Source organism: Microbulbifer echini (genome assembly GCF_041447225.1).
Lineage (GTDB): Bacteria > Pseudomonadota > Gammaproteobacteria > Pseudomonadales > Cellvibrionaceae > Microbulbifer > Microbulbifer echini.
In genome coordinates this window covers 1-26,867 of the sequence record NZ_JBGMEL010000030.1, presented here as the reverse complement: position 1 = coordinate 26,867, position 26,867 = coordinate 1, and the positions used below count along the sequence as shown (strand labels likewise).

Annotated in this window: 27 protein-coding genes, 1 tRNA gene and 1 pseudogene; 20 read left to right on the top strand and 9 right to left on the bottom strand. The window is 47.9% G+C overall.

Going from position 1 to position 26,867, the window contains the following annotated elements; translation table 11 throughout:
• The first annotated feature begins 214 nt into the window (after positions 1-214).
• From ACCI51_RS18705 to ACCI51_RS18675, 7 genes are all read left to right on the top strand, one after another.
• Positions 215-919, top strand: a complete 705-nt coding sequence (locus ACCI51_RS18705; protein WP_371844954.1) for a TrmH family RNA methyltransferase — start codon at positions 215-217, stop codon at positions 917-919.
• Positions 920-1,520: 601 nt separating this feature from the next.
• Positions 1,521-1,925, top strand: a complete 405-nt coding sequence (locus ACCI51_RS18700) for an MAPEG family protein (protein WP_371844952.1) — start codon at positions 1,521-1,523, stop codon at positions 1,923-1,925.
• Positions 1,926-3,066: 1,141 nt separating this feature from the next.
• Entirely contained in the window at positions 3,067-3,138 is a 72-nt protein-coding gene (locus ACCI51_RS18695; protein WP_371844956.1) for an IS4 family transposase, read from the top strand.
• 63 nt (positions 3,139-3,201) lie between these two features.
• Positions 3,202-4,161, top strand: coding sequence for a hypothetical protein (locus ACCI51_RS18690; protein WP_371844951.1), 960 nt, complete (start codon positions 3,202-3,204; stop codon positions 4,159-4,161).
• Between the two features lie 419 nt (positions 4,162-4,580).
• Entirely contained in the window at positions 4,581-4,880 is a 300-nt protein-coding gene (locus tag ACCI51_RS18685; protein ID WP_371844949.1) for a hypothetical protein, read from the top strand.
• A gap of 81 nt (positions 4,881-4,961) precedes the next feature.
• The gene (locus ACCI51_RS18680; protein ID WP_371844947.1) at positions 4,962-5,324 is read left to right on the top strand and encodes an ankyrin repeat domain-containing protein; all 363 of its coding nucleotides are present in this window, start codon (positions 4,962-4,964) and stop codon (positions 5,322-5,324) included.
• A gap of 411 nt (positions 5,325-5,735) precedes the next feature.
• Complete coding sequence (locus ACCI51_RS18675; RefSeq protein ID WP_299589450.1) at positions 5,736-6,215, top strand: hypothetical protein; 480 nt, start codon at positions 5,736-5,738, stop codon at positions 6,213-6,215.
• Positions 6,216-6,693: 478 nt separating this feature from the next.
• Here the strand turns inward: ACCI51_RS18675 and ACCI51_RS18670 are convergent, their stop codons facing one another.
• Positions 6,694-7,209, bottom strand: coding sequence for a hypothetical protein (locus ACCI51_RS18670; protein ID WP_371844946.1), 516 nt, complete (start codon positions 7,207-7,209; stop codon positions 6,694-6,696).
• Between the two features lie 956 nt (positions 7,210-8,165).
• Here ACCI51_RS18670 and ACCI51_RS18665 point away from each other — a divergent pair.
• The 10 genes and pseudogenes from ACCI51_RS18665 to ACCI51_RS18620 all read left to right on the top strand — a co-directional run bounded on the left by ACCI51_RS18665 (position 8,166) and on the right by ACCI51_RS18620 (position 13,567).
• Positions 8,166-8,588, top strand: coding sequence for a GTA baseplate fiber-binding domain-containing protein (locus ACCI51_RS18665; RefSeq protein ID WP_299589456.1), 423 nt, complete (start codon positions 8,166-8,168; stop codon positions 8,586-8,588).
• A 306-nt stretch (positions 8,589-8,894) separates the two neighbouring features.
• A complete protein-coding gene (locus ACCI51_RS18660; protein ID WP_299589459.1) occupies positions 8,895-9,167 on the top strand; it encodes a hypothetical protein in 273 nt (90 codons plus the stop codon).
• A 284-nt stretch (positions 9,168-9,451) separates the two neighbouring features.
• Positions 9,452-9,709, top strand: coding sequence for a hypothetical protein (locus tag ACCI51_RS18655; RefSeq protein WP_371844945.1), 258 nt, complete (start codon positions 9,452-9,454; stop codon positions 9,707-9,709).
• A 110-nt stretch (positions 9,710-9,819) separates the two neighbouring features.
• The gene (locus ACCI51_RS18650) at positions 9,820-10,194 is read left to right on the top strand and encodes a hypothetical protein (RefSeq protein ID WP_371844944.1); all 375 of its coding nucleotides are present in this window, start codon (positions 9,820-9,822) and stop codon (positions 10,192-10,194) included.
• Positions 10,195-10,276: 82 nt separating this feature from the next.
• Positions 10,277-10,666 carry a hypothetical protein gene (locus ACCI51_RS18645; RefSeq protein ID WP_371844943.1) on the top strand — a complete coding sequence of 130 codons (390 nt, stop codon included), beginning with the start codon at positions 10,277-10,279 and terminating at the stop codon, positions 10,664-10,666.
• An 803-nt stretch (positions 10,667-11,469) separates the two neighbouring features.
• Positions 11,470-11,865, top strand: coding sequence for a VOC family protein (locus ACCI51_RS18640; protein WP_143732495.1), 396 nt, complete (start codon positions 11,470-11,472; stop codon positions 11,863-11,865).
• 118 nt (positions 11,866-11,983) lie between these two features.
• Positions 11,984-12,397, top strand: a complete 414-nt coding sequence (locus tag ACCI51_RS18635) for a hypothetical protein (protein ID WP_299588909.1) — start codon at positions 11,984-11,986, stop codon at positions 12,395-12,397.
• Between the two features lie 101 nt (positions 12,398-12,498).
• Positions 12,499-13,029, top strand: a complete 531-nt coding sequence (locus ACCI51_RS18630; protein ID WP_299588906.1) for a P-loop NTPase family protein — start codon at positions 12,499-12,501, stop codon at positions 13,027-13,029.
• Between the two features lie 53 nt (positions 13,030-13,082).
• Positions 13,083-13,295: pseudogene (locus tag ACCI51_RS18625) on the top strand (DinB/UmuC family translesion DNA polymerase); the annotation flags it as partial.
• A gap of 119 nt (positions 13,296-13,414) precedes the next feature.
• Positions 13,415-13,567: a DUF4113 domain-containing protein gene (locus ACCI51_RS18620; protein ID WP_371844942.1), complete on the top strand. Its 153-nt coding sequence runs from the start codon at positions 13,415-13,417 to the stop codon at positions 13,565-13,567.
• A gap of 182 nt (positions 13,568-13,749) precedes the next feature.
• Here the strand turns inward: ACCI51_RS18620 and ACCI51_RS18615 are convergent.
• From ACCI51_RS18615 to ACCI51_RS18590, 6 genes are all read right to left on the bottom strand, one after another.
• Positions 13,750-13,826, bottom strand: a tRNA-Arg gene (locus ACCI51_RS18615).
• Positions 13,827-14,015: 189 nt separating this feature from the next.
• Positions 14,016-16,235, bottom strand: coding sequence for an ATP-dependent helicase (locus tag ACCI51_RS18610; protein WP_371844941.1), 2,220 nt, complete (start codon positions 16,233-16,235; stop codon positions 14,016-14,018).
• Between the two features lie 72 nt (positions 16,236-16,307).
• The gene (locus tag ACCI51_RS18605; RefSeq protein ID WP_299588898.1) at positions 16,308-18,071 is read right to left on the bottom strand and encodes a SulP family inorganic anion transporter; all 1,764 of its coding nucleotides are present in this window, start codon (positions 18,069-18,071) and stop codon (positions 16,308-16,310) included.
• Between the two features lie 96 nt (positions 18,072-18,167).
• Positions 18,168-18,599 carry a DUF6691 family protein gene (locus ACCI51_RS18600; RefSeq protein WP_371844939.1) on the bottom strand — a complete coding sequence of 144 codons (432 nt, stop codon included), beginning with the start codon at positions 18,597-18,599 and terminating at the stop codon, positions 18,168-18,170.
• A gap of 14 nt (positions 18,600-18,613) precedes the next feature.
• Complete coding sequence (locus ACCI51_RS18595) at positions 18,614-19,045, bottom strand: YeeE/YedE family protein (RefSeq protein ID WP_371844937.1); 432 nt, start codon at positions 19,043-19,045, stop codon at positions 18,614-18,616.
• A gap of 4 nt (positions 19,046-19,049) precedes the next feature.
• Positions 19,050-19,364, bottom strand: a complete 315-nt coding sequence (locus tag ACCI51_RS18590; RefSeq protein WP_299588890.1) for an ArsR/SmtB family transcription factor — start codon at positions 19,362-19,364, stop codon at positions 19,050-19,052.
• A 96-nt stretch (positions 19,365-19,460) separates the two neighbouring features.
• Here ACCI51_RS18590 and ACCI51_RS18585 point away from each other — a divergent pair, with 96 nt between their 5' ends.
• The 3 genes from ACCI51_RS18585 (at position 19,461) to ACCI51_RS18575 (ending at position 22,671) form a co-directional block, all read left to right on the top strand.
• On the top strand, positions 19,461-20,339 hold the full coding sequence (locus ACCI51_RS18585; RefSeq protein WP_371844936.1) for an MBL fold metallo-hydrolase: 879 nt from the start codon (positions 19,461-19,463) through the stop codon (positions 20,337-20,339).
• A 62-nt stretch (positions 20,340-20,401) separates the two neighbouring features.
• Positions 20,402-20,815: a TIGR01244 family sulfur transferase gene (locus ACCI51_RS18580; protein WP_371844935.1), complete on the top strand. Its 414-nt coding sequence runs from the start codon at positions 20,402-20,404 to the stop codon at positions 20,813-20,815.
• 146 nt (positions 20,816-20,961) lie between these two features.
• A complete protein-coding gene (locus ACCI51_RS18575) occupies positions 20,962-22,671 on the top strand; it encodes a SulP family inorganic anion transporter (RefSeq protein WP_371844934.1) in 1,710 nt (569 codons plus the stop codon).
• A 558-nt stretch (positions 22,672-23,229) separates the two neighbouring features.
• On the opposite strand, the gene ACCI51_RS18570 is transcribed toward ACCI51_RS18575, so the two are convergent.
• Entirely contained in the window at positions 23,230-25,380 is a 2,151-nt protein-coding gene (locus ACCI51_RS18570; RefSeq protein WP_371844933.1) for a hypothetical protein, read from the bottom strand.
• 679 nt (positions 25,381-26,059) lie between these two features.
• Complete coding sequence (locus ACCI51_RS18565) at positions 26,060-26,584, bottom strand: ester cyclase (RefSeq protein WP_371844932.1); 525 nt, start codon at positions 26,582-26,584, stop codon at positions 26,060-26,062.
• Positions 26,585-26,867: the final 283 nt, after the last annotated feature.

Here is a 26,867-nt window from a genome sequence, read left to right as displayed (position 1 = left end):
GCTAAAAAGCAAAGTGCTTTCTCACATGAGAATGTTACAAAAGAAACCTGCGCGTGTAGCATCCTACTTCCGGCATGAATCGATTAAATATGCAGCATAATAGAACTATGTGTCCGCCGGGTTAATAACTGCCTCATATTCAAAGAGTTACCAGGCCATTTCCACTCAGCAGAAATAATTAAGATATCAAGCGACGAGCGGTATCAGTATATCCGTGCCAGTATCACTCATAAAAAGTAAAGACATAGGGCATCAGAGCTGCCAGTTCGCTCTAGTTTTTGCCGCCCATGTGTTAGGCGTAAACAAATTATCTGAGATCTTCGAAAATATGGAAGTTAATAAAAGTAACGCCCGAAAAAGGGCCGATGAGATTAAGTCTTATCGTTGTAAAAACCTAATAGCTGTTCTCGAATACCCGATGGACATGAAGAACATTGGAGCAGTCATTAGAAATGTCAATGCGTTAGGCGTCGAAAAAACGTACATTGTTGATCCGCGCAACTCATTGCCTGATGATTGGCAGGAAATGAGAGAAAGGAAATCACTTTCAAAGCTGTCTGTCTCTGCGATAAAGTGGAGCTTCGTTAAGCGTTTTAATAGTACTGAAAAATGTCTAGCTCATTTGGAGATGAACAGATTTGTTTCGATCGTCACCTCTCCTCATGTGAAAGGAAAAGACAACTTTATCTTACATGAGGCCGATTACACGCAGCCAAAATTAGCTGTTTGGTTTGGTAACGAATCTAGAGGAATAAGTGATCTTGCGGTCGAAAGTAGCACTTTCTGTGTATCCATTCCAATGTTCGGGATGATTGAGAGCCTAAATCTCGGAACAACTTCTGGAATTGTATTGTATGAAGTGACTAAGCAACGCCGCGAGTACCAGAAAAAATACAAGCGAGCAAATCGTGGTACCTAACAAGTGGCTATGGTTCTTCGTTAAGTAATTAAGCCATATTTACGTACTAGAATGTGTTGTTTTTAACAATCGTATTCAGGATGGTGAGTTATTTTCACACGCATGCGATTAGAGCCGCTATTTCAGGTTTGTCAGTGTCAGCCAGTTGCTTATCAGTAGGCCATGTTTTTGTCCTCATTTGGCATTACTATTTAAAATTTTATCAGGCTTCTGATCGATTCCTTCTAGCTCTTTATTAATAATTTTCAATATGGTTTGAATAGGTTTGTGTGTCAATTTAGGCATTTACTTGAGGCGCTTCTTTTGCATAGTGCTCATCTCCAGGAACTAAATTATTACAACCCATAAGTCTATGATACTCATTAATTTTTCAGGTTTTTCGACGATAGCCTTGGCTACATGCCCCCCCCCAAAGTGAGCAATATCTATGGCATCCATTATGTCATTTTTGACATTTCGTCCAACGATACAAGGAACAGCGATCTAACGGATTACTTTGCTTTTCTTTTGTATGTTCGCTACTCTGCCATTTCTGCATATAATACGAACAATGAAAGCCGGAGCTGAGCTGCGGTGTTAGATGAATCACGGGAATTGGATTATGAGTAATTTGTTGTTTCTACCAGTTCTCTTTCAAATATCGTGGGTTGCAATGTTATATGTGCTGCTTACAGTTTTACGTGCGCCTAAGGTATGGGGTATTGGCGCCAACCTTGAAGGGAATAATCCATTAGCGAAGTTTGAGCCAAGAGTAAGTGCAAATCTAACCAACCAATTTGAGTGGCCTGTTTTATTTTACTCAATATGCACACTTCTAATTGCACGCCCCGAGTTGTACAAATCTATATATTTGTGGTTGGCTTGGCTTTTTATAATCGGTCGCATACTTCATAGTGGTGTTCAAATATTTACTGCCAATATTCGGTTTCGTGGTCTGATTTTTACAATTAATTTTATAGCAGTGCTTTTTATGTGGTTTTTTTTAGGTTTAGATATTTTAGCGTGATAAAAATATCACCTGTCAAGTTGCTACTGCTCGCCGCTTCAAGGTTTGAACAGTTTTTAAGTTACTTTTTATGGTTTTCCTACTCAAAGTTATTCCCGAAAACCACAGCCTAAAACGGCCACTGAACTTTGTGATTAATTATACACATATTTTCTTGTTTTATTATAAAAATCAATAAGTTACAGCTTTGGCTGAATTATTATTCAGGACTGGATGTGATGGGCGAAGTAAAAACCCAAGTTATGGGTGATGTGCGATTGAATAAGCACTTGCCCAATATTCTCAGTAGTCTAAGTTCCGATCCAATGAATAGTATTCCCGGTGCAAATAATTCTTAGGCTGAAAGCTTGGCAGCTTATCGATTTATCGAAAATGATAAAGTTAAACTTGACTTTATAAGAAATGGCCATAAACCAGCAACTCTAGAAATAATCAAGGCACAACGGTAGTTCTTATTTCTCAAGATACCGCCTTCCTAAACTTAGCTAACGATTTAGAAAGAAGAGATGAGTACACTCCGGCGGAAAGAGATCAGCCAGCAACTCCTACATACCTCTATCACTATAGCACCATGGAGAAGATACGGCATTGCTTTGGAAGCACATGAGCGAACAGAAAACTGTGGATAAATATACGGTAGGTATTCCCGAGCGGAACGGAGAGCTTGGAAAGGGAAGCTAAAGTCAGCGTATCCACTATTGAGATACGGCTACTGGGTAAAGGTTAGTCCAAACGGCCACTTTCTCTCTATGCCGTGTTTGCTATAGAAGTAAATCCGCCAGAGAGAGAGAAAGGTATTGAGTGGATGCTGTTGACAGATCTTCCCGTTGAGGGTTTTAAGCAAGCAAGGATTGTCATTGAGTGGTATCGAAGTTGAATGAAAATTGAAACCTATTTTGGAGTGGTGAAAGGCAGATGCCAAAAAAAAGCAATCGCTTCAGAACAGAGCCGCGAATGCTGAGCTGTAAAGCGATCTATATGGTATTGGATGGCGTCTACATTCGATGACAACATGTACAAGAAGGTTTTCTGATGTCCCGTGTACGAGAGTCTATTTTGAAATAGAATGGTGTATGATATGGATGATTCGAGATTAAACTACCCCATCAAATAGACCTGCCAGCTTGTGAGAGATAACTGCATGCTGGCAGGTCTAGGAGGTTTTCTGGGGCGTAAAGAAGATGGTGAACCAGGGGCTAAAACTATTTGGTAGGGATACACTAGGCTGCTTCATTATATTGAGGCTAGGGAAGCTATAAGTGGGCTTAAATGAGGTGTGCAAAAAATAGGCAGCGCAAAGATTGGGCGTTCATCAAATTTAATCACAGTGGAATTTAAAATGACATCTTGTAAGTTTTCATCCCTATGTTTTTCGGGAGTGATTTTTTCAGCAGGCGCATTTTCTCACGAAAATAACTGCAAAAGCATAGAGGTACCCATTGTCTTTGATCAGTACGGATTACCAACAATTGAATTAATTATAAATGGTCAGAAAAATTTTGCATTACTTGATCTAGGCTCTACAGCAGGTATACATTTACCAGCTTCAGATATTAACAGCATGTCAGGTGTAAAATACACTGGTAAAACTTCTAAGAGTACTAATATTTCAGGTAAAGTATTTGATGATAAAGAGTATGTTGTTTCAATGCTAACAATTCAGTGTATGACATTCGAAAACATAACAGGTTACGAGCTAAATCCTTGGGCAGCGTCTATTGGTGATAAGCCCGAAGATGTGGAAGATAATCAGCAAATAGTTATAGGTCAGGGTTTTTTTGCAGATAAAAAAATTATTATAAATTATGCTGATAAAAAGCTCATTGTAAGTAAGAAAATGGGTTCTATTTCATCAAAGAACAATAGTAAGTTTAAGCCTTATGTGCTAAATGATGAAGGTATTACTATTCAAATGAGTAGCTCTATTGCAAACTATCAGATGGTTCTGGATACAGGGGCAACAAATTCAATATTATCGATTAACAGGGTAAATATTAAAGAATCATTAGCTGGTTGTGATTTCAATTTAGGGCCAGATGTAAAGTGTGAATTATTTACTTCTAAGGTGGATGTTGCTGGCTATGATTTTGTGCCCAATATATTACTCTACCCAATAGACTCAAGGTTTACGAAAGATGGTTTGTTGGGTAGTGATTTTTTTGATAAGTTTATTGTAGAGTTGGATTTGGCAAATAAAAAATTTTCTTTAACTCCATCTAAGGGGGATGTATTGTAAAAATTCCATACAAGTACAAGCAGGTTGTCTCGAGCCTTTGGCCCTTTGCTGGACTGCCTACGCTACGCTCCAGCCACTCTGTTGTAGTCGTTAAGAGTACGATATGATGCAGGCCCCCAATAAAAAAACAACCTTGATTATTTCTTGGTCCACACTTTTATTTGTAGTTGTTGTTTCAGCTTAGGATTACATATCTGGTGATGAAGAGACATGGATTCATTATGTGAACCTGGAGAGCCCTAAGATTTTTGGTGAGTATAACCCCGACGGTGAGTGTGCTAAATACATGAATTTTCATCAAGGTCCGAGCGGATGCCGGCGTATTGACGGTCCTTATCGTGTTATCAATGCGTTTGCTGATCTCATCTTATAAGAAGCGTACTCTTAACAAGGGGTTCCAGCCGACGTTGTGAGGCAATATGAGCGATTTTAAGGCGGTTACTATCGCGATTTATGGTGGTGTTTTAGCGTTAATTGTTGGGCTAGTTGCATTTTCATTAAATTGGAATGTCTGGGGCGGCGGTATGCCCGGATATAAGATACTTCTATTTCCGGGAAATATAACCCTTGTATATGTATGGCACCCATTGCTAACTGAAGAAATAGATTTCTGGCCAAAGCTCTTCCTCCATTCACTTGGTCAGTTCACAGTAGTTTCAGTTACTGTTTGGTTGATCACTGTTGCGGTGAGGAGGTTGCTTAGTGTCCGTCCCACATAACAAACAGCGGCAATATCGGTCCTAAGGGCCTGGACCCAAAACGCTACGCTTCACTCGCCGTTGTGCAGTGCGTCAAATACCATGAGAGACATCGAAATAATTTTCAGGGAAATAGAGAATGTACCTGATTTCACTGGGCACAATATTGATTCTTTGAAATATACAAACGGCTATGGGGATACTCCGCTACATATTGTTTCAAGCTGCGGGAAGCGTGAAGCCAGCGGTATCTCAGTATCGGCAGGTGCTAATGTAGACGCTATTGGGGAAAGTGGATTTACCCCTTTGGATTGTGCTGCCGAACAGAACAAACCTGATGGGGTTGTTTTTCTTCGTAGGTTAGGTGCCAAAACGATACACGATAGTGGCGGCGAAACACCATTGGAGCTTGCATTCTCATTGGGCAATAAAGAGGCAGTTAATGCACGTAGCCAAAGCATTTAACAAGCCACTCAACCCCTTCCGACCGCAAAGAGCACAGCCTCTCACTGGGCTCGCTATGTCGCCGTAAGCCGATTAATGAAAAATGATATCATATGAATATTTTTGAAATAATGAGGGCAGCGAAGCTTCATTCGCTGACATTATTGCTTCTTCTTCAATTGATTGGAGTAATGATAGTTTGTATTGCTAGCCAGAAGTAAAAATAGGAATTGGATGTTGGTGACTTTGACTGACCTGCTTCCTGAGATAAACTATCTTGCTCTGTTGTGCTGCATCGGTATGCCTCAATCGGAAGGTAAGCCCTATGAATCATAAGACAGCGCGACCGGTGGCTAACAATCGCAAGCAAACTGCCCTCCGGCTGCTGGCGGTTGTTGCGGGCGTTAGCTTTCATCAGACCCTGGAGAAATAATGAAATATCTCATAATAATTGTAACAGTGTTCTCTATTGGCGGCTGCATGACCGCAGATCTTACTGCGAGAGGGCCAGCTTTTAACGAGATTCAAAATATTCCAGAGGGCAAATCTGTAGCGTACTTTTATACGCAGGATTATCGAGGGGGTAACGCCTGCTGGCTCATTGGGATTGATTCCGTTCGTTCAAAGTGCATGGGGTTTCCTGGTTACGTCGCGCTTTTAGTTGACGCAGGTCAACGTACGATCTCAACCACTCCAAATGCACCAATCAAAATCGCAAACGGAAAATTTGATTTTAACTTTGAGAAAGGAAAATCTTACTATTTTGAATGGGTGGAAATTCCCCGTAGGAAAATCAAAGAAGATTATGTATTCACTATGTACAATATGGCTTATGATACTAGATTTGGATGGCAAGTCATTCCTTACGACCAAGCTTTACCCGTAATTTCATCGCTGAATTCATGGCAGTAAGCTAAAAAGCCATCAACTGAACGTTCTCTGTGTCGCTTAAAGTGTGCTTAAATTCATGCCTATTTTCGTGGGTAGGATTAAAGTACCCATTTCGATATATAAAACATCTTTGGGTATCGAAAAGTGCGTTCTCGAGGTGTAAAGAAAAACACCCAGCGTCTGTGCCTGCTGGTCAGTTTCATCAATTTGTTAATTGTGAAAAATTATCTTCTGATCTAGGGTCAGTGTGCCTGAAATCTGTAAAGCGTGGATCTTTGGTGATGGTAGTAATGATGGATACGTATGAAAAATTGAAAGCCGAATAAAACGCAGTTCTTTTTTTAGTGGCGTAAGGCGTAAGAGGTAAAGTAGGGGTGGAAGCCTGTTTATTGGAACTTCCCGCGTTTGAGGGTGGTTTTTAAGCGTTATTCCACCCTTCTTTCAAAAATCATGCTGTGTACAGTTTACGCTTAGGTTGCGGAGTCCTTAACCTGTGGTTTTATTCGGACTCTACAGTAATCAGTAACGTGCCCGTAAAAGGAGCAAATGCCTGATTAGGTTCCCATTCATTTTCGGGAATAATAATGTCAAAAGTGGCATTGTCGTCGGAGCAGTTTGTTGCTTGAAGTATATTGTTGGGAATCGGCGCTCCGGCCACCACTGTCACGGGAACCTGTCCATCGTTTTCATATAGCATGTCATAACTGATTGATACGCCTCCACTTCCAACTATGGAAAATGAGGGATCTGTTCCATTATTTTGAAAGGTGATGCTGTAAGTTGAAAATCCACTACCCGCAACACAAAATCTATCAGAGCCTATTGCTGGGGTTCCTGGTGTGGGATCTGAAATGGTAACCGGGTCAACATTTTGAATTATGATGTTTTCATTAAATTGAAGGGTTATCATGCTTGTTGCTGTGTCGGTAGCTTGCGAGAGAGCAGGCGTGGCAGAGCAGATTGCGAGACCGGCTGCGGCTATCGATGTTAGTAATTTGAGTATAGAAATCTTCATTCGGTACTTCCTTTTCATAAGAACACACAATACCTGTGATAGAAAAACACCAAAGCTATAGGTGAGTGATTATGCCTAGCCTTAAAATGTTAGCTGCTATTTTGTAATACTGATGTGTGTGGTTTGTTTTCCAGGTAAATTTAGGAATAAATTACTGATTTTTGAGAAGAATTTCTTATTTTATTAGTGGGTTCTTTGAGTGCTAAGCCAGATATAAAGTGTTGTGGCCATCGTGTCGGACGTCTGCCTAAGTACATTTCTTGAAATCGATGGGAGTTACATCGCCCTGCATGTATGTGTTCGGTGTGGGTTGTCGTAAGTGATTTATATCCTCGTATCTGTTATTGCAAGCACCTTATCGAATAGAGGTTCCCCGTTGATCACTCCCGCTTCAAGTTGCGAAAAAAACACTTAGTAGATACGTTATCCCAACAATTTTCCTTGCGGCTTATTGAGTAGACCATCCCATGCTGATGTATTAATGCTAGGCAAGTATGACTGGCATATCAGCGAGCTGTTTCTCGTCACTTTTTTTCATATTTTTGCTTCGTTCAGAGGCTTGCTCAGTGTGCCTGGTTCTAACATCCAGCAGTTGCCATATCCTGATCAAGCCACAATATTATGGTCATCGAAATTCAGCCGAATTTTGTATTGCTGAATTCGGAATCATCCACAATATCCATTTATCAGTTGTGCACTTGTTTTTGGTTTTTATCGCAAATAATTGAAATCATGACGGTGGTCCGATAGCCGTTGATTCACCTCTAGCCCCAGCACATGTTGATGTGGTCGTGATGGCCCACCAGGCAGCCAAGCGTTGATTTGGAGGTAAGGCGTCGGTTAGGTGCCAGCGGAGAGGTTAAAAAGGAGCTGGGCTGCCTAAATATGCAGTTTTTGGGCGATTGCCCTATTTAATAAGGGTTACAATTTGTACCACAACAAAAAAGGCTTACGCCGTGAGACGTAAGCCCTTCTACGATACCGGCGATGCACTGGAAAACCGCACCCTCGCGGATCTGCTCAACCGCCAGAATAGGGCGCTGATCGGCAATGAAATTATCAGCTTCGGAGAGGCGGAAGAAATCAGCACCGGCGTATGGGAGCTGGGTTACTTCCTGCGCGGGCGCCTCGGCACTACACCCACAAACCACCCGGCGGGCACCCGCTTTGTATTGCTCAAGCGCAATACCCTGAATCACATTCCCACCGAACGCTACAACCTCGAACAGACCTTAAACTTCCGCGCCACCAGTATTGGCAGAGCCAAGGAAACCAGCACCAGCGGTACCTTCAGCGGCGCCAGCCACACCGAACCCGCAACGGCGAATCTCAGCCTCACCGCGCAGGCGGCCAGCTGGTTACCCAGTGGTTCGGAGTAGGGCGCCTCGGCGGCCACGCCGCCTACGATCAAAGCCAGTTTTTTAGCGGCTACCGGGTAACGGTAAATGACCAAAGTACAGACACCACAGCAACCACCTTATCCATCACAGCTCCAGGCCCGACTGCATAGATCACGGTATGGAAAAATACCATGAGCACCACACCGAACAACGGTATTCTCTACGCTCAGGAAGGCAGCCTCACCCCGCCACTACCTCAATCAGGCCCTGTACACCATCGACGCACTGCTACAGCTGGAGGTGTAAGCCATACAGAACGATCCCCCGGCCTCCACCAACGACCTAGTGGCTACTGGCTCCGGTGCTTGGGCCGGGAAAGACGGCCAGCTGGCTCGCTATGAAGAGAGCCCCGGCTACTGGCAATTTTTCCCCGCAAAAGAGGCTCTAAATAAAGCGGATGGCCTGCTGTATATCAACGGCAGCAGCGGCTGGCAGATTGCCAACCGCCCGGCAACGCTGCCGGTGATTACGGGCAGCACAAGTAGCGATTTGGCAGGGTTGGTTGGGCAGATGCTGGGAGCATTGAGTGGGGTTTACTGGGATTATCAAACGACCTAGCTTGCTTTTGGCTATCAGGGATCAAAAGCCCCTTCATATATCCACAGGAAAAAAGATACTAACCTTTTGACTTTTAAGGGGTTTTCAAAAGGATATATAGCAGCGAAAATGCCGGGATATGATGCGGCTGCAATATATCCAATTATGTACGATAGCACCAATTATCGGTAACCTAATGTTCCTACAGGGTTTTCTTTAAATCGTTGCCGAAAGGAGTCTATGGATATAGTGGTGGGTGATATAATGCAGCTGCTTTTGAATACACTGTTAAATTTCATAAGATCATGAGTCAAAAAGTAAAGATAGAGCACATACTAGAAAGAAAGCCAGTTGGCATATTCGTCCGTGTGCTCGATGACACCAAATTTGAACTCGGAGATAATCCCGCATTAGCTGGGTGCCCAATAAAGAAATCGGTGACACAACCTAGGGCTTTAAAAAAGGATGGCAGTCCAGATTTGGATGTGTTTTGTTTTTACCTTGTAAATGGTAATGACAAAAGTAAATTTAAAGTCGGTGAGGTAGTTGAGCTTGTTCCGTGAAAAATTTAACAAGTGCCGGCACAATCGCGCACTACGTGCGCTGGACTCGCAACAAGTTGCTCGCCTGTGCGGCGGACGTTATATTTCAGCGGGCATAGGAGCCACATAGTTTGGGTAATTGGGATGGCGCAATAATTCGCAGTGTGGGTTGGGTTTTACTCTTTGTGGTTGCTTATTCATTCTATGAAATTGGCATTCCTATCCTTACTTATCCACCTCAAGATTTCATTGCCATATTTGGGCTTTTCGCTACTGTATATTTGGCTATATCTGTTGTCGGTTGGCTCGTAATCGGTCTCCCATTTCATTGGGCGGTATGCAATTGGTCTCAGCCAAAGTTCATATATTATTTATTAGCTGGTGTAAGTGTTTCTTTGGTTGTTTCAGTAGTTGGTAGCATAGAGGCTGGTATTATTTTCGGTCTAGCTGCAACTGCTCAAGCAATAGTGTTCAGGTACTATGTATTTAAATCAAAAAAAATATAACAATGGTAGGCAAAATCGCCCGCAAAAGGCGCGGGCTGGACTCGCTAACGCTCGCCTTTGCTACCGGCGTTAAATTGCGAATATGAAAGCGAAGCTACTTTCTACAGAAGGTAAATATCTTGAGGCGCTTATTGAAATAGGGGGCGCTGAGTACTGTGTTATGGATGAATTAACTCCTGATGTCGAAAGCATACCCAAAGATGAAGGTGTGTTTGAATTTGAGTTCGCTAACATGCTTGACGAAGAAGAGTCTTGGGAGTCTATTTTCCAAGGAAATCCGGAAAAGAAAAAATGTTTAGAGCAAGTGCATGGCTGGAAATACAGAGCTTTTGGACAAATTGTTTCAATAAATCCAGTTAAGGTAGATTGTGGTGTTCTCGTCGAGGAGGACGTATTACACACACATGACCCAAAGGTTGTTGGTGAATTCGTTGCATTTACAATCAGTAGGCTCGGCGGCTATGCCATTTAACAATCACAGGCAGTTTGCGCCGGCCCTACGGGCCTCTGCGGGACGGCCTACACTACGCTTCGGCCGCCCCTGCTGTGGGCGTTAAATTTCATGAAAAAAATAGCTCTCCTAGTTCCTTTAGCAATTTACCTCCTGGGATATGTTGAGATCAGGCGTAGTGACATTCTCGTACATGCGACTGGTTACAAATCAGAGGTAGGGACTGGTAAGAAGATATATCAGCATAGTGTGCGCAGAGGAGACTTTGTTGGTTCACTTCAGCCATTTGCAGCCGGGGTAGGACAAGTTGCAGTATGGGTATATGGCCCCCTGCGGTACATCGAGCTTCTTTATTGGCATGTTTCAGAGCCGATTGGCTCGGAGTGGCCTTATGGACGCTAAAAAATTTAACAAGGCTGAGCACGCGACAAGCGCGTGTCAGCAACGTTAGTGTTCTGCATGGAGAATAGATGTTCTTATCACTCAGAATAATCAGAGCAATATTGGGCCTACTGGCTGGGGCAGCCTTTTTGAGCATGCTACTGTTTTTCATCAACAGAATACCAGGCGTACCTCAAAGTCAGTTCTTGCAAACATTAGATCTTATGCGTGACCTCCCAACATTGGCGATTTGCGGTATCCTTTTTGTGGCCATAAGAAAGCTAATCAACTATCTACATAATGAGAAGTTCGGAAAAGAGCATCCAAAGCTGGGTAAAATATGGTGCATTTAATGCACACTAACAAAACGTGGCAGTCGCGACAGTCCACTGTCGTGGCCTGCCGCTGCACTCAGCGTTATGCATTAAAGAAGTGAGGAAGAAGTGAAAGGAATATTCCATTTATCTTTTGTGGCTGACAACTTTGAAACCACCCGAAAATTTTATGAGGAAGTGCTTGGGTGTCGTACCGGTAGGGAAAAAGAGACATGGCTTGATATTCACTTTTTCGGCCACCAACTAACTATCCATAGGAATAATTGCCCATCCGAAGTAAGCCCTATTGATCACTTTGGTGTGATTCTTGATAAAGATGAGTGGCATAATCTTTCTGAAAGAGTTTCCGCAAGTAATACTGGTTATGTTCTTTCGCCAAATGTAATAAAAATAGATACTGAAGCCGAGTCTGGAAAATACATTATAAAAGATCCATCGGGGAACATCCTTGAGTTTAAGTACTACTCAGAGCTGATCCACCCCATGAGCGAGGCCCATGCATAACAAGCAGCGGCAGAGCGACAGCCAACACTACGCGCATTTTGTGTTACTCGCTGGCGCTCAAACATTAACACAAAATGCGCTCCGCGCTGGCTGCGCCTGCGCTGGGCGTTAAATTTCTATGACCAAGAATCAATATCGAACACTAATTATAGTGTCACTAGGCATAGGCTTGCTTTCTGGCGTGTACGACTATATTTGGTCTGACCCAATAACTGATCAGGTATTCGATTATATTATCGAGATAGAGCCTGAGATTGAAGGCACAGAACTTGTTGTGGCTGGTTCATTAGCTGTTGTTGCAATCATTATGGCACTGGTTTCAGTGATCGGTCTGCTTCTATTCAAATCATGGGCAAGGCATGTTTATGCTGCTGGGTTTGTTGCGGCATTTACTCTGTATCCATTCATGGGTATTACGGTTTACGGCGGTTTCAGCCAAGTGCTCTATGAAATATCTATGGTGTTGTCTGGCGTGCTGCTGGCATTAATGTATTATTCACCTGTAGCGCGGTACTATGAGCAAAAAATTTAACAAGTGCCGGCGCAATCCCGCACTGGACTCGCAACAAGTTGCTCGCCTGGGCGCCAGGCGTTATATGCAGTCAAGGCCCGAGAAAAAGGAAGCGTCATTAAGTGAATAAGGTTGTTGTGTTTGGGAAGCCAGGGGGAGGTAAATCAACGCTGAGCAGAAAGCTTTCTGTTGAAACGGGTATCAAACTGTGTGCATTAGATTTAATCGAGTATAAGAAGAATGGTGAGCGTGTTTCACCGGAAGAGTATTCGAAAAAGCATGCTGACATGATAGGCGCTGACAGCTGGATAATTGAAGGGCTTGGTACATTGGAATCTTTTTGGTTGCGTATTGATGCCGCAGATACACTCATTTACGTTGATTTGCCGTATTCTGTTCACTACTGGTGGGTTACCAAGAGGCTACTAAAGAGCTTTTTTGTAAAACCTGAAGGGTGGCCTGAAGGTAGCTCAGTTTTTAAAGGCACATTGGCGAGCTGGAAATATCTACGGTTATCCCCCAAGTTCTGGACTCCTGAGCTGTTAGAGAAAATTCAGTCTCGTAGTAAAGGTAAAGATATTTATAGGATCACATCGGTTAAAGAAATTGATAATTTTACAAAGCAGCTTGGCTGTGCAGATGTCCGCATATAGCAAGGCCATTAACTTCACGCCTGTCGGCGCCGGACAGCCTACGCTATGCTCCAATGGCGCCGATACTACAAGCCGCCACACTGTACGGCAGCAGGGCCGCTGAGAAACTGCGCGCACAGAAATCCCTGGTAAAGTCGATCCATCTATTCCTGCACACCTCACCCCATGAACCCAACTATTACAGCCGCAGCACGGTTGTGCAGACGCCTTACCCCACCGATGACACACGGGTAATCGTGCGGCTGGTGAGAGAAGCCATTGCTGACTTATACCGCCCAGGCTGCCGCTTTATGAAAGCAGGCGTCGGGCTTATCGAGATAATCCCCCGCGCCCTCGGCCTGGGGGTCTATTCACCCCAGGGCAATCGATTAGAGCAGGGGAGACCATGCAGGCGATGGATCGGATCAATCGCAAGTTCGGCCGAGGGACTCTGCTCCTGGGCGCTGAGGGTATCCGGAAAAAGTGGAAGATGCGGCAGGCTTTTACATCGCCTGCCTATACGACTCGGTGGCGGGATTTGCCGAGAGCGGTGACTTGATTTAACTGAGCTTGTTGTCCCTTATTTTGGGGGGTCATAGATTGACTTGTGGGGGCCGTTAAGGCGTCAGTTGTATGTCGGAAGGGGCTGTCTAAATGTACAGGTTTTGAGTGATTACCCTATTTAATTTGCCCCACAACAAAAAAAGGCTTACGCCGTGAGACGTAAGCCTTTGATTTGTATGGCGCGCTCGGGAGGATTCGAACCTCCGACCGCCTGGTTCGTAGCCAGGTACTCTATCCAGCTGAGCTACGAGCGCGTTACGGGTGCGGATACTATAGAGAGGCTTTGACCAAGTCAACTACTTTTTGCGAAAAGTCGTTACAAATCATTGCCTTACCCATGCATGCGACAATGCCAAGATAGCAACTGAGAAGATCTTTCTCCGAGGGGCCTATACTGGGGGCGCAGTGGAGTTACAGGGTTTCAGCAAGAGCTACGCAAGCCCCTACACCAAATAGCGGGCCAGGGTGTCCCAATCAAAACGCCGTGCCTTGCCGTCACTGAACAGCACTTCAATACGCTGATCTTCCCATTTAAGAACGCGCCCCTGGCCCAACTTGTTGTGGTGCAGACCCTCGCCTAGGGCTGGCTTGCGCACGGGTGCGGCGGGCGCAGTGAGTTCTGGGGTGTAGTCGCAGGCCTCAAGATAGCGAAGCGCCTGGCGGGAGACGGGAATGTCCGTATGGATATGCTCGGGGCGTTCACGCAGGCATTGTGTCATCAACTTACTGAGGGGCAATTGCATTTCTTGAATGAATAATGAGGGCTGCGCAGCGTCGGGGTCTTTGAGTTTGGCGGCCTCGGTGGGTGCGAGCAAAAATAGCCTGGATTTTGCCCGTGTCATAGCCACATACATCAGGCGGCGCTCACTTTCCATCGAGGCGGGTGTGCTGAAGTCCCGTTGGGACTGGTAGGGCATGTTGTGCTGGGTGAGGGTGGGAATAATCACCTGGTCCCACTCCAGTCCCTTAGCTTGGTGCATGGTGGTGATTTGGATGGCATCTGCGGCGGTTCGCTCGCCTTCGCGGTGCTGCCGCTGCAATTCTTGGAGGTGTGCCAGGGCTTCAGTTGGGGGCTGCTTGAGTGTATCCAGATATTGGCAGAAGGCGAGAATGGTCTGCTGGCGCTCCTCACCCTGCTGGCGGGTGAAGGCGTCTTCCGCAATACCGCTGAGGAGTTCCAGTTCGCCAATATGCCGGCGCAATAATTCGCCGGCATGGCCGCGCCAGCTCTCAATCTGTATTAAAAGCTCCGCCCGCTGGCGCAGGCGTTTCGTCTGGGGTTTGCTCAGGCCCTCGGGCAGCTGGGCAAGCAGCTGTTTGCCCCAGCCGTTCTCGCGGGTGGCAAGTGCCGCGCAGAGGGGTTCGAGCACTTTGCGCGGGATGCGCACATGGGGGGCGGTCAGCCATTCGTACAAGCCCTGCTGGCGTCGCTTGGGTGGAAGTTCACTAAAGCGGCCGGAGGCGATATTCAGACTCCAGAACAACGGGCGCAGCTCGCGCCGCGATAGCACCGTATTACGGCTAGCGGAGTGATAGGGGATGCTATTGGCTAATAGCGCTAGCTCAAGAGGGGCGGCAATGGACCAGAGGCGCACCAGTACGGCGGTATCTGCCAGTGACTGGCCCTGCTTTTGGCAGCGGCGCAGATGCTCCACCAGCCAGCGGCCCTCTTTATCGCTGCTCACAAGCTCGATGTCGGTTTGACGCTCTGTGTCGGCAGAAACACAAAAAATATCGGCGCGGTCCCGGTTATTTTCAATAAAGTGGTTGGCGGCCAGGGACAGCTGGTGTCCGTAACGAAAAGTGCGGCTCAATTGGTAGATATGCGAGGGTGGAAAATCCTGGTCAAACAATTCGAGCAGGAAGGCGGGCTTGGAGCCGCGCCACTCATAAATGGTCTGGTCAGGATCGCCAATGGCAATCACATTGCCATTGCCTCCCTGCAGCACCCGCAATAGGAAATGTTGTATTTCATTGATGTCCTGGTACTCGTCCACCAGGATATCTTGGTAGTGGCCGCCGTATTGTGGTGACAGCTCCGGTTTTGCATGCAGTAATTTTACCGGGTCGTAGATCAGGTCGGCGTAGGTCACAGCTCCCTGACTGCGGCGCCACTGTTCAAAATTGCGAAATACCTGCAAAAAATAGCCGTATTCGTCACCGAGTTTTAGTTCTCGCAAAGCGCTGTGTTCACCGGAAAGTAGAGTTTTGCTGTAGTCGATAAAAAACTCTGCGGCCTCTATTTCCGATTGCTTGCGTTCGCGGATTTCCTCCAGCTCATGGGTGGGGGCGCACCCCTCGATCGCTTTCCAGATTTGTAGCTGCACGGTGGTTTGGGGCAGGGGGCTGAGGCTGGCTGCGGGGATGTGCCCGCTGGCGATCATGCGCTGGTACAGGCGGTAGCCGACGCTGTGGAAGGTGTGTACCGAAGGTGTGTGGCTGTCGACCAGCGGACCCATGCGGCGGTCGAAATCCTCACGCGCGCTGCGGTTGTACATTAAGACCAAGAGTTGAGCGGCGGGAATGCCGGCATTCAAACGGTTTTTTACATAGTGCAACAGGGCGGTGGTTTTGCCGGAGCCGGCTACGGCAATAATTTTGGCATGGCCGCCGGGGTGATCCGCTATGGCCCGCTGTTCTGAAGTCAGTGTATCGCCAGCCATGGTGTCCTTCGCCCAAATACTGGATATTTTGCCAGTGATTGGTGGTGGCAGACAAGCTGCCGAGTGCGCTCTCTAGGCGGAGTCGGTGGAATTGCCTGGGGAGGCTGGTGTGTTGGGCTGGCCATCCTCTTGAATATTGTGATGGCGCAGGGCCAGTTCGGCGATATACGCGGAGAGAAATACTCGGCCCGTCAGTTGCTGGAGCAGCTTCGAACGCCCCAATCGGTCGAGCACTGGGCCCTTAACCTCCGCCAGGTGCAGGCAGATATTGCGCTCTAGCAAATCCTGGTTGACCTGCTGCAGGCGCTCGGTGGCAGTGCTGTCGATACGATTGACTGAGGAGAGAATCAGCACTAGGTCGCGCAAGCTTTTATGGCGCTTTACCTCCGTGAACAGGCGATCCTCCACCGCGCTGATATTGCTGAAAAACAGGTTTTCATCGATGCGCAAGAAGAGGATATCCGGCTGGGTTTTTACTGTGTAGCGCAACACATTGCGAAAGTGTTCGGTCCCTGGAACGCGCCCCACCACTGCGATGTGTGGCCGGCTGGTGCGCCAGATCAGGGTGGCGAAAGACAGCCCCACGCCCAGGCCGATGCCCGCCTCTACACCAAATAAAATCACGCCCAGCAGGGTGCCGCCCATGGCCAGGCCATCGGTGCGGTCGTAGTGCCAGTGGTGTGCCAGTGCGCGCAGGTCGATCAGATTGGCGGCCGCGACGATAATCGTCGCGGCCAGTACGCAGACGGGAAGCTCGGTAAATACCTTGGTGGCATAGAGCAGCACCAGGGCGATCAGTGCTGCGGCGATAACACCGCTCAGCGGCGACTTCGCGCCCGCCTCATCGTTGACCGCGGTGCGCGCAAAGCTGCCCGTTACCGCAAATCCGCCGGAAAACGCACTGAGGATATTGGAGGCGCCGAGGCCGCGCAGTTCGGCATTGGCATCGAGTTTTTCTCCCCGGCGCAGGGCGATGGTGTGGGCAACCGAGAGGCTCTCGACAAACCCGAGCAGAGCGATAATCAGTGCCGGTAACAGCAACTGGTAAATCATGCCCGGATTAAAAATGGGCACGGTGAGGTCCGGTAGGCCCGCGGGTATTTCCCCCACCACTGGCAAGTCATTTTCCCAGTGAAAGACGGCGGTGAGCACAATAGAGAGCAGTACCACCAGCATAGGGGCGAGACGCGATAGCAATTTTGCCCGAGTGGTTTCAATGCCCAGAGTACGCAACAAGAGGGGGAGCCCGAGGCGTGCGATAACCAGGCTGGCCAGGGCAATCAGCCCCATCAGGGCCGCATCCGGGTCGCTCATCGGGCTGTTGCTGACGGTGCTTAACAGTATTTCCAGGGCTGTGTGGCCCTCGCTGTGTGTGCCGAGCAGTGGGGCGATTTGGCCGGCGATAATCAGCACCGCCGCGCCGGACACAAAGCCGTCCACCACTGGTAGGCTCAGTAAATTAGAGAGGCTGCCGAGACCGAGAAATCCCATCAGCAACAACATGACTCCGCTGAGCAGGGCCAGCAGAATGGCGCCGTTGATATATTCGGCGCTGCCGGGGGTTGCGATGGGGGTGAGGGCGGAGGCGGTCATCAAGGCCAATACCGCTACGGGACCTACCGAGAGTACCGAACTGGAACCAAACAGGGCATATCCCAGCAGAGGGAGGAGGCCTGCGTAGAGCCCCAGGTAGGGTGGCAGGCCGGCGAGTGCGGCATAGGCCAGTGCCTGGGGAATCAGCATCATGCTGGCCAGGAGCGCGGCCACAGCATCCCCCACCAACCACCTGGGCTGGTAGCGCTTTAGCCAGGGGGGGATTAGGCGCTGTACACGCATGTTTTGGTGCTGTTGATTGGCGGACTCCCGATAGTGACAACGCCTTGATTCAACAAGATAGACCGCTGCGGCGGCCGGGGTTATTGGGCGATCAAATTACTCCCGCGCCGGGATCATCTTATGCGCGGCCAGCCTAAAAATGCCCATACCGGCCAGCATGGCCAGGGTAAATACCAACGCTTTTTCCTGCCCCGCGCCGCTCGCCACAATGGCGGGGCCGGGGCAGAAGCCCGCCAGCCCCCAGCCGATGCCAAACAGCAGGCCGCCGATCACCAGGCGGCGATCAATATGGGTGTTGGTGGGGAGTTGTAATGGCACCTTCAGCAGGGATTCGCCGCGCCCCTTTAACCATTGAAAGGCGGGCAGGCTTACGGCGATGGCGCCAGCCATGACCAGTGCCAGGGATGGGTCCCAGGCGCCGGTGATATCTAAAAAGCCCAATACTTTTTCCGGGTTGGCCATGCCGGATAACAGCAACCCCAATCCAAAGATCAAACCCGCCAGCAATGCGGTTACGGTGGTTTTCATCATTCAATCCTCGATCAGCCGGCCAGTAGGTGGCGCAAGACATAAACGGTGACAAAGCCCGCCGCCATAAAGACCAGAGTGGCTATCATGGAGCGGGAGGAGAGGCGGGATAGGCCGCAGACCCCGTGGCCGCTAGTGCAGCCGGAGCCCAGGCGAGTGCCAAAACCCACCAGCAAACCGGCGGCGATTAGGGTGGGGTAGCCCGCCGCAATTTTGATGGGGGGGAGGGCGGAAAATAGTTGCCAGGCCAGCGGGGCGAGCAATAGGCCGATAATAAAAGCCAGGCGCCAGCCAACACCGGAGCTGCTTTCCAGCAAGCCGCCGACCATTCCAGAGATGCCGGCGATACGGCCATTAAAAATCAGCAGTAGGGCGCTGGCGAGCCCGATAAGAGCGCCGCCAGCGAGTGCCGTGGCGGGTGTGAAAGCGGCCCAGTCGATGGTCATGGAATTACTCCGCGCAGTAAAGTTGATAGAGCGTTTGTAGAAGGGCTAGAACCTTAGGGTCGGCTACTCGGTAGTAGACGTGCTTGCCTTCCCGGCGGGTGTCCACCAGTCCCTCGCGGCGCAGTACACCCAATTGCTGAGAGAGGCTGGGTTGACGCAGCCCCAGGCGCTCCTCAAGTTCGCCTACATTGAGTTCTTCCTGGCTGAGCTGACACAGCAGCAGCAAGCGATCGTGGTTGGCCAAAGAGCGCAGCATGGATGCCGCCTGGCCGGCGGAGTCGCGCATCTTGTCTAAGTCGAGGTTCGTGGTATCGGGCATACACTTGGCCTAGGAACAATTTACAAACATACAATATATTGTTTTATATATTATCAGAATGTATATTGATCGGGTAGTGAAATTGGAGGGCATGCAATGCCGCAGGTGAAACAAAGCGCTCAGGTACAGTCGTTCCTCGACAGAGAGACCGAGACCTGGAGCTATGTGGTGTATGACAGGGAGGGTGGTTCGGCTGCCGTGGTGGATGCCGTACTGAACTTTGATGTGGCATCCGGGCGCACCAGCAGTCGGGGTGCGCAGTCGATCGTGTTGTTTATCCAGGAAAAAAATCTCACCCTGGAATGGATACTGGAAACCCATGCGCATGCCGATCACCTCTCCGCAGCACCCTTCCTGCGAGAGCAGTTGGGCGGGCGCATCGCTATCGGTGAGCAGATCTGTCTGGTGCAGAAGATTTTTCGCGAAGTGTTCAACCTGGAGCGAGAGTTTCTTGCCGATGGCAGCCAGTTCGATCATCTGTTCAAGGATGGCGACACTTTCCACGTGGGGGCGCTGGAAGCGCGGGTGATTTACAGTCCCGGCCACACTCCGGCAGATATGGCCTGGCAGATAGGCGATGCCCTGTTTGTGGGAGATACCCTGTTCATGCCGGATGTGGGCAGCGCCCGTTGCGATTTTCCCGGAGGCGATGCCGCGCAACTGTATTTGTCGGCGAAAAAAATATTATCCCTGCCTGACGAAACCCGCATGTTTATGTGTCACGACTACCCGCCACAGGGCAAGCGGGGTTATCAGTGTGAAACGACAGTGGGCAGCCAGCGTCGGGAAAATATCCACCTGCGCGACGGTATTAGCGAAACCGAGTTTGTAGCGATTCGAAAAAAACGCGATGCCGGTTTACCGATGCCGAAACTGATTATTCCCTCGGTGCAAGTCAATATTCGCGCGGGACAATTACCCCCAGCGGAATCCAACGGCACTGTCTATTTAAAAGTACCGCTGAATCAACTTTAAAATCTATTTAAACCTATACTGCACCCCCGATGAACCGGCACTGTAGCTACCTAGAGGCGATTATGAATATTAAAACATTGGATGAACAAGTCAGCGTTTCTGAACACATCGCTTGCGAAACCATGGCACCGCTGGCGCAAAATGGCGTGCAGGTGGTAGTTTGCAACTGTCCGGAAGGGGAGAGCGAAATGCATCCCAGCTACGAAGAGATGGCCCAGGCTGCACAGGATGCCGGATTGCGTTTTATCGCGATTCCCTTTACCCGCGGACGTATGGAGCGGGAGCACTGCGAAGCGTTCCGCGATGTGTTGCAGGGCGGTGAGAAAATCCATGCGTTCTGTCGCACCGGAAATCGCTCCAGCCAAGTTTGGGCGGGTGCCAAAATTTTAATGGGTGCCGATAAAAAACAACTGCATGGTCAGGCTCAGGCTGCCGGTTTTGATGTGAGGGCCGCGCTGGTTTCTATCGATCCCTAAACCTAACTTGCATTGGCGACAGGATAGCCTGTTGAGCGATGCCTGAGATTGCCGCACAAATGCGTGCCGCAAATTAATGCCAGTAACATCCGCGATATAAAGGGGGTGATACTGGCTGTGATACGAGAAGATGCGGAAAGTGAACCATGGTTATACAGCAACTCTCCCGATGGTTTCCCATCCTCGCCACTTTCCAATCCTATGACCGTCACACTTTTAATCGCGATCTGCTCGCCGCGGCCATTGTCACGGTGCTGCTGATTCCCCAGTCCCTCGCTTACGCCCTGCTGGCGGGCTTGCCGGCGGAAGTTGGTCTCTACGCGAGCATGGTACCGCTGGCGGTCTACGGTATTTTCGGCTCCAGCAGTACCTTGTCTGTGGGGCCGGTCGCGGTGATTTCACTGATGAGTGCCGCCGCATTGGGGGAGGTCACAGCCAGTGGTGAGGTGGATTACCTGAGCGCCGCCGCCGCCCTTGCGCTGCTCTCCGGGGGGATACTTTTACTTCTGGGCGCCTTGCGCCTCGGTATGCTCGCGAATTTTCTTTCCCACCCGGTGATTTCTGGTTTTATCACGGCTTCCGCATTGCTGATTGCGCTCAGCCAGCTGCGCCATTTACTGGGCGTACCCGCCAGCGGTGATACCGCACCGGAGCTACTGTTATCGCTGTGGCAGAATGTACAAAATGTGAACAGCCTCACCCTGCTAACCGGGTTGGGGGTGGTGATTTTTCTGTATTCGTCCAGAGCTTTTGCCGCAGGTTTTCTGGAAAAGCTGGGTTTATCCCATCGCAGTGCTGCACTGTTGGGCAAGGCGGCCCCAGTGTTGGGGGTGCTGGTAACCATCGCTCTGTCTTTTAGCATGGATTTTGAAGTCCACGCGGTGGCACTGGTCGGCGCCATACCCGCCGGTTTACCACCTCTGACCATGCCGCATTTCTCCCTGCCACTGTTGCAAACACTATTTGTGCCCGCCTTGATGATCGCCATTATTGGCTATGTGGAATCGATATCGGTGGCCAAAACCCTCGCGGCCAAGCGCCGGCAAAGAGTCGACAGTAATCAGGAATTGGTTGCCCTGGGCATGGCCAATATCAGCGCCGGCCTCTCTGGAGGTTTCCCGGTAAGTGGTGGTTTCTCCCGCTCGGTGGTGAATGATGCTGCGGGTGCACAGACACAGTTTGCCAGCCTGTTTGCCGCCCTGGGCATCGCCCTGGCCGCACTCTTTTTAACCCCTGTTCTTTACTACCTACCTAAAACCACTCTGGCTGCCACTATTATTGTTGCGGTTCTCTCTCTGGTGGATTTTTCCATCCTGCGTAAAACCTGGCACTTTTCCAAAGCGGACTTTATAGCCGTTACTCTGACAATCGCTGTTACCCTATTAATGGGTGTCGAGCCTGGCGTTGCCTGTGGTGTTGGCGCATCGCTCTTATTATTTATCTATCGAGCCTCCAAACCCCATATCGCCGAAGTGGGCTTGGTAGAGGGCACTGAACACTTCCGTAATATTCACCGACACCAAGTAAAAACCGTTCCCGAGATTCTCACCTTCCGCGTAGATGGCCGCCTGATCTTCTCCAATATCGGCGTGTTGGAAGACCGCATATATACCGGTCTTGCCAATAACCCTCAGGTAAAACATGTCATCCTGATGTGCAGCGCCGTGAATGAAATTGACTGGAGTGCTTTGGAAATTTTGGAATCCATTAATGCCAACCTGCTGGATAGAGGGGTTCACTTTCACCTCTCTGAGGTTAAAGGACCGGTGATGGATTGCTTGGAGAAGAGTAGTTTTCTGCACAAGCTCTCTGGGCGGGTGTTTTTGAGTCAGTATCAGGCGTTTACTTCGCTCTAATTAAGTTGTGAAGACTATCTGATTCAAGGCTAATGAATGAAATAGATAGATTCTATTGTTTAAGCTGAAGCTGCCCCTCCTTCCAATGGAACCCTCCAGCTGGAGGTAACGTTGGCAAGCCTAAATGGGACTTCGATACCGAATCGGTTGTTTGAGGATGCGAGAGCTTTGGGGCAAACACAGATATTATCGATTTTAAAAAATATACGGGCTACACAAAGGCCCTCTTCAAGGTCGATTGAAGCTCTCCGGTTGGCATACCTTTTGTCTGAGGGATCCCGGTTGTCCTGAGTTTTATAGGTTGTAATTTTTCCAAAACAATTAGCTCTTGGTGATATATTGCCAAATTATCTCCAGATTTCTTTGGTTCAAGTTACTAATTTGTGGATTGAAGTTAGCTATTTTTTAGATATTTGAAATTAATAATTGCTGTATATTGTCAGCTGTCGATATCGCTTTGTTAGGAATATTTTTTCAAAACATACGATGTCATATTGACGATAAATGGAGAGCAGCGCTCTCCATTTATTAAGTCGGATAATTCTCTCTTTGACTCAGTTAGTTGACACTATTTGAGTGGTAAATTATGGCTTGCCAAACATTTTGCTTGCCCCCGCCGTAGTTATCGTAGGTGGGATTTTTGATGTATGACCAAGCGACTTTACCATTGCCAAGGAAGATGGGTTCATCGAGGCCACCCCAACCAAATTTGGTCAGCTTTGTGGGGCCCTCTACTATATTCAAATCTGCATCAATCTCCATTACATAGTAGGCTTTAGGAACCAGCATATGCATTGCACCTTTTTTAGCCGAGCTTCGGTTGTATGGGAGGTTGTCGGAGATACACTGGAATTGTGCGTAGCCAAATAAGTAGCGACCATTTTTCAAATCGATAAGTTGAGGGTCGCTAATTTGACAGTCTGAGTCTTCTACCAGCCATTTATAGCCTTGTCCCTCAATACTTCCGTTACCATCCACTGTGGCAATACCAATACGGGTTAACGAGGAGGCGTCCAGAGCGGCACCACTGCGCAGGCCCTGTCTGGAAATGGTCGGATTGCTGCTGTTCGACATATAGGAAAAGAAGCAGTTGGTATTCTCTGAGCATTGCTTGTCAAAGGGGCCTTCACTACTTGTATCAATGCCGTATTCACTTTGCAGAAAGCGATTCATTTCTGCGTCATCAATGTATTTGGGGGATACGATAAGAGACAGGTTGGTGTTCTCATCTACAGGAACGACAGTGTGGCCACCACCATTTGAGAAAAATGCATTGTCGGAAGGCACAAGGTAATTGTAACTTCCTTCGAAACTACTGGTAGAAGATGTATCTTCCATCTTGATGGCAATAGTATTCAATCCACGCGACTGATTATATTTGCCGCCATCGCTGGTACAAATTGCTCCATATTTTTCATTGTCTGGGTTATAGAATGCTCGGATGTTTAGCACGTGACCATAACCGCAGAGCCAGTACCAACCACGATTATTGCTTCCGCTCATGTTTAGGGACCAGTTATCACGATCGATAACGGTCATTCCCGCAGAATAGTGAGAGCCACCATAGCTGCCGTCAAAAACCCGAGCTGTGACGGAGAAAGCATAGCTGGTGCGGCCCTTGCTATCATCTTCGACATAGATAAGCTCCTGGGCACCGGCATGGCCTCCACCGTGCATCTTATTAACAACATAAGCAGCCGGTTTTTCACTGAGGGCTTTATTATCCCATTCCATTAGCCAGATTTGATCGTTATATTTATAACCCTTCTCACGAATATACTCGACCATCGCGTTATAGTCCGTTTCTGAGAGCTGATCGACGATGTAAGTCATCTCTTCCTGCATCTCATTACCTTTAATGGTCTTAAAAGATGGAGAATCACCAAAATCGGTCTCGGGGAAGTTGGTTTTCAGCCCAGGCAGGAAGTCTTCAAGTTTCAGCGTGGGATGGTCGGTAAAATAGCCGATATATTGACTGTGGTTGGTAGATATCATCAGGCCGATGTCCCTTTCAATGCGGGCATCAATCGGACTGATATTGTCCTCCATTTTCATCCAGTCGCTACCGTATTGCTCCACTAGGTCACCTTGTACCTCGTAGCGTTCGTTTGCTCGGTAGTCTGTATTGCACAGTACTGCAACTCGGGAGCAATCAGCGCTGGCCGCAATACCGTGTGATTCATAGCACTGGTTCAGTATTGTAGTATTGCCGGTTTGATCGAAGCTCGAAGACTCAGGGTTATATTGCAGCTCGTAAACAGTACCATAGGTGATTTCATCATCTCCGCTACCTTCGCTGATTGTCTTGGAGACAAACATTCGAGGCTTATCGGTATCGGTTGCGCATGCCGCTGTGTAACTTCGCAGGGGGACTGACTGTAGATTATCGTCCTGGGTGCTATCTGTTTTGGAAATATAGTGTGGTAATCCGTGAACCTCTTTAGCGTTGGGCTGGCCATTTGGCAGGGTGATATCCCGAGAGGTAATTTTGGCAAAGCCCAAGTCTGCAGTTTCGATATCGCCTACGGTAACTGTACCGGGTTCATTGTCTGGAAGTGGTGTGGTGTTACCTGAACCCTGACCTGCATTATTTCCATCTGGTGATGACGCAGGGTTAGAATCTGAGGAAGAGCCTCCACCACCACTGCATGAAGCTAACAGGGTGGTTAACACTATCGCTAACACCTTTTTATTAAAACACTTATCCATAGTTTACTCTTAGGTACATTATTAAAATTGTGTGTTATGTGGAAATTTGTGGATCACGTCACGATCTGGGGTGGGTGATGCTGAGGAAGGGTATTTTAGTCTCGTCAGTATACTTTTCTGTGCAGTACTTAATATATTTTTACTAAAAAGAGTTTCGAATTATCTGTGCGTTTAGGTATCCCTGGCCTGGTGAAACAGTAAGCAATCTGATCGGCATTACTTCTAGCTGTATGAAGTTAGGGGAAGGCGGGAGTGTAATTAGGGTGATGGTAGAGACTATCTGGATCCCAATCAATTTGAATATGAAAAGACCTGTATTCGACTCTGGAGTTCAGCGTCTATCAAATGATATAGATCGGGTACTTTGGAAGGTTTATCTTGTAAAAGAATTCATATTCAGGCTTCTAACAGTAGTTTTCAGTAGTTTTTTCAAACAGAAAATGTACTCGTAAGTAAAGGTTATTGATGGTTGTTTATCTGTGCTCTGGTGGTGTCCTTGAGGTTTTTTGAGGGCGTAGAGTGAATGATTCTAGGTGATTTAGATTTGGGGGCCTCCATATATTTCGATGATGTCTATGGCTTCCAGAGTCTTTGTACACCTTTCGCGGTTTTGCTGGAATATCCAGGTGTTTTGAGGAATTGCAATGCAGACTGTGACTGTTCCCTAGGTATAATTCACTTAGTCCTTATCTAGAAATTCCAGGGCGTCCATCTGTCTTAAGAAGCCATATTTATCCCAGGTTACCCAGGTTTCAATGATTTTACCATTCTCAATCTTAACGAACTCAACTCCATCATAGGTGACAGTTTTCTTCGTTGGTGGTTCGCCCATAAAGGAGCCAACATGATTGGCTCTGATAACCACATGGGTTGCAACCAAATCTCCTTCGGCTACCTGCATAATTTTAAGGAGCTTGACATCCTTAAAGGCTGAATGGAACTTCTCTACTTCCTTCTCCACTTCCTTTAAATTACGTTTCTGTGGCCCAGCGCTAGGGTTTGTTGCAGAGTCTAGGTTGTTCACATAGTTGGCAGAAAAAATAGTTTTTGGATCAATATCAGAGCCACTCAACCACCATTCTACAGCTTGCATTGCAATTTTCTTGTTTTTCTCCAAGTTGTTGGATTGTGCGGCAGTGCTGTGTGCCATGCTGAATAAGAAGAAAGCTGACGTTAAAATGAATGAAAAAACAAGTTTGGACATTGTGAATTCCTCTACCCAGAATAACTGTAAGGCTGATCTATTTATTAATGTGTTAAGGTGACAAAGAGAATCGCGGATAAAGTATGACTGATAATTGGATGCGGCATATCGAAAATGGGTAGATTGGCGACAACTTCTACTTAAAGAGGTTGTTGAGGTTCGATTTCTGACAGGTATTTTTGTTATTAACCCGGCGATCCTATAGTTCTATATAATATCCAAATGGATATTATTGATGCAAGAAAATTACCCGCTTCCGCACAGGAAGAAAAACGCAGAACTG

Excerpts from the sequence above, each read along its gene's own strand:
- ACCI51_RS18700 (WP_371844952.1), top strand. The coding sequence starts at position 1,521 with ATGAGTAATTTGTTGTTTCTACCAGTTCTCTTTCAAATATCGTGGGTT.
- ACCI51_RS18685 (WP_371844949.1), top strand. The coding sequence starts at position 4,581 with ATGAGCGATTTTAAGGCGGTTACTATCGCGATTTATGGTGGTGTTTTA.
- ACCI51_RS18680 (WP_371844947.1), top strand. The coding sequence starts at position 4,962 with ATGAGAGACATCGAAATAATTTTCAGGGAAATAGAGAATGTACCTGAT.
- ACCI51_RS18675 (WP_299589450.1), top strand. The coding sequence starts at position 5,736 with ATGAAATATCTCATAATAATTGTAACAGTGTTCTCTATTGGCGGCTGC.
- ACCI51_RS18670 (WP_371844946.1), bottom strand. The coding sequence starts at position 7,209 with ATGAAGATTTCTATACTCAAATTACTAACATCGATAGCCGCAGCCGGT.
- ACCI51_RS18655 (WP_371844945.1), top strand. The coding sequence starts at position 9,452 with ATGAGTCAAAAAGTAAAGATAGAGCACATACTAGAAAGAAAGCCAGTT.
- ACCI51_RS18645 (WP_371844943.1), top strand. The coding sequence starts at position 10,277 with ATGAAAGCGAAGCTACTTTCTACAGAAGGTAAATATCTTGAGGCGCTT.
- ACCI51_RS18635 (WP_299588909.1), top strand. The coding sequence starts at position 11,984 with ATGACCAAGAATCAATATCGAACACTAATTATAGTGTCACTAGGCATA.
- ACCI51_RS18620 (WP_371844942.1), top strand. The coding sequence starts at position 13,415 with ATGCAGGCGATGGATCGGATCAATCGCAAGTTCGGCCGAGGGACTCTG.
- ACCI51_RS18610 (WP_371844941.1), bottom strand. The coding sequence starts at position 16,235 with ATGGCTGGCGATACACTGACTTCAGAACAGCGGGCCATAGCGGATCAC.
- ACCI51_RS18605 (WP_299588898.1), bottom strand. The coding sequence starts at position 18,071 with ATGCGTGTACAGCGCCTAATCCCCCCCTGGCTAAAGCGCTACCAGCCC.
- ACCI51_RS18600 (WP_371844939.1), bottom strand. The coding sequence starts at position 18,599 with ATGAAAACCACCGTAACCGCATTGCTGGCGGGTTTGATCTTTGGATTG.
- ACCI51_RS18595 (WP_371844937.1), bottom strand. The coding sequence starts at position 19,045 with ATGACCATCGACTGGGCCGCTTTCACACCCGCCACGGCACTCGCTGGC.
- ACCI51_RS18590 (WP_299588890.1), bottom strand. The coding sequence starts at position 19,364 with ATGCCCGATACCACGAACCTCGACTTAGACAAGATGCGCGACTCCGCC.
- ACCI51_RS18585 (WP_371844936.1), top strand. The coding sequence starts at position 19,461 with ATGCCGCAGGTGAAACAAAGCGCTCAGGTACAGTCGTTCCTCGACAGA.
- ACCI51_RS18580 (WP_371844935.1), top strand. The coding sequence starts at position 20,402 with ATGAATATTAAAACATTGGATGAACAAGTCAGCGTTTCTGAACACATC.
- ACCI51_RS18575 (WP_371844934.1), top strand. The coding sequence starts at position 20,962 with ATGGTTATACAGCAACTCTCCCGATGGTTTCCCATCCTCGCCACTTTC.
- ACCI51_RS18570 (WP_371844933.1), bottom strand. The coding sequence starts at position 25,380 with ATGGATAAGTGTTTTAATAAAAAGGTGTTAGCGATAGTGTTAACCACC.
- ACCI51_RS18565 (WP_371844932.1), bottom strand. The coding sequence starts at position 26,584 with ATGTCCAAACTTGTTTTTTCATTCATTTTAACGTCAGCTTTCTTCTTA.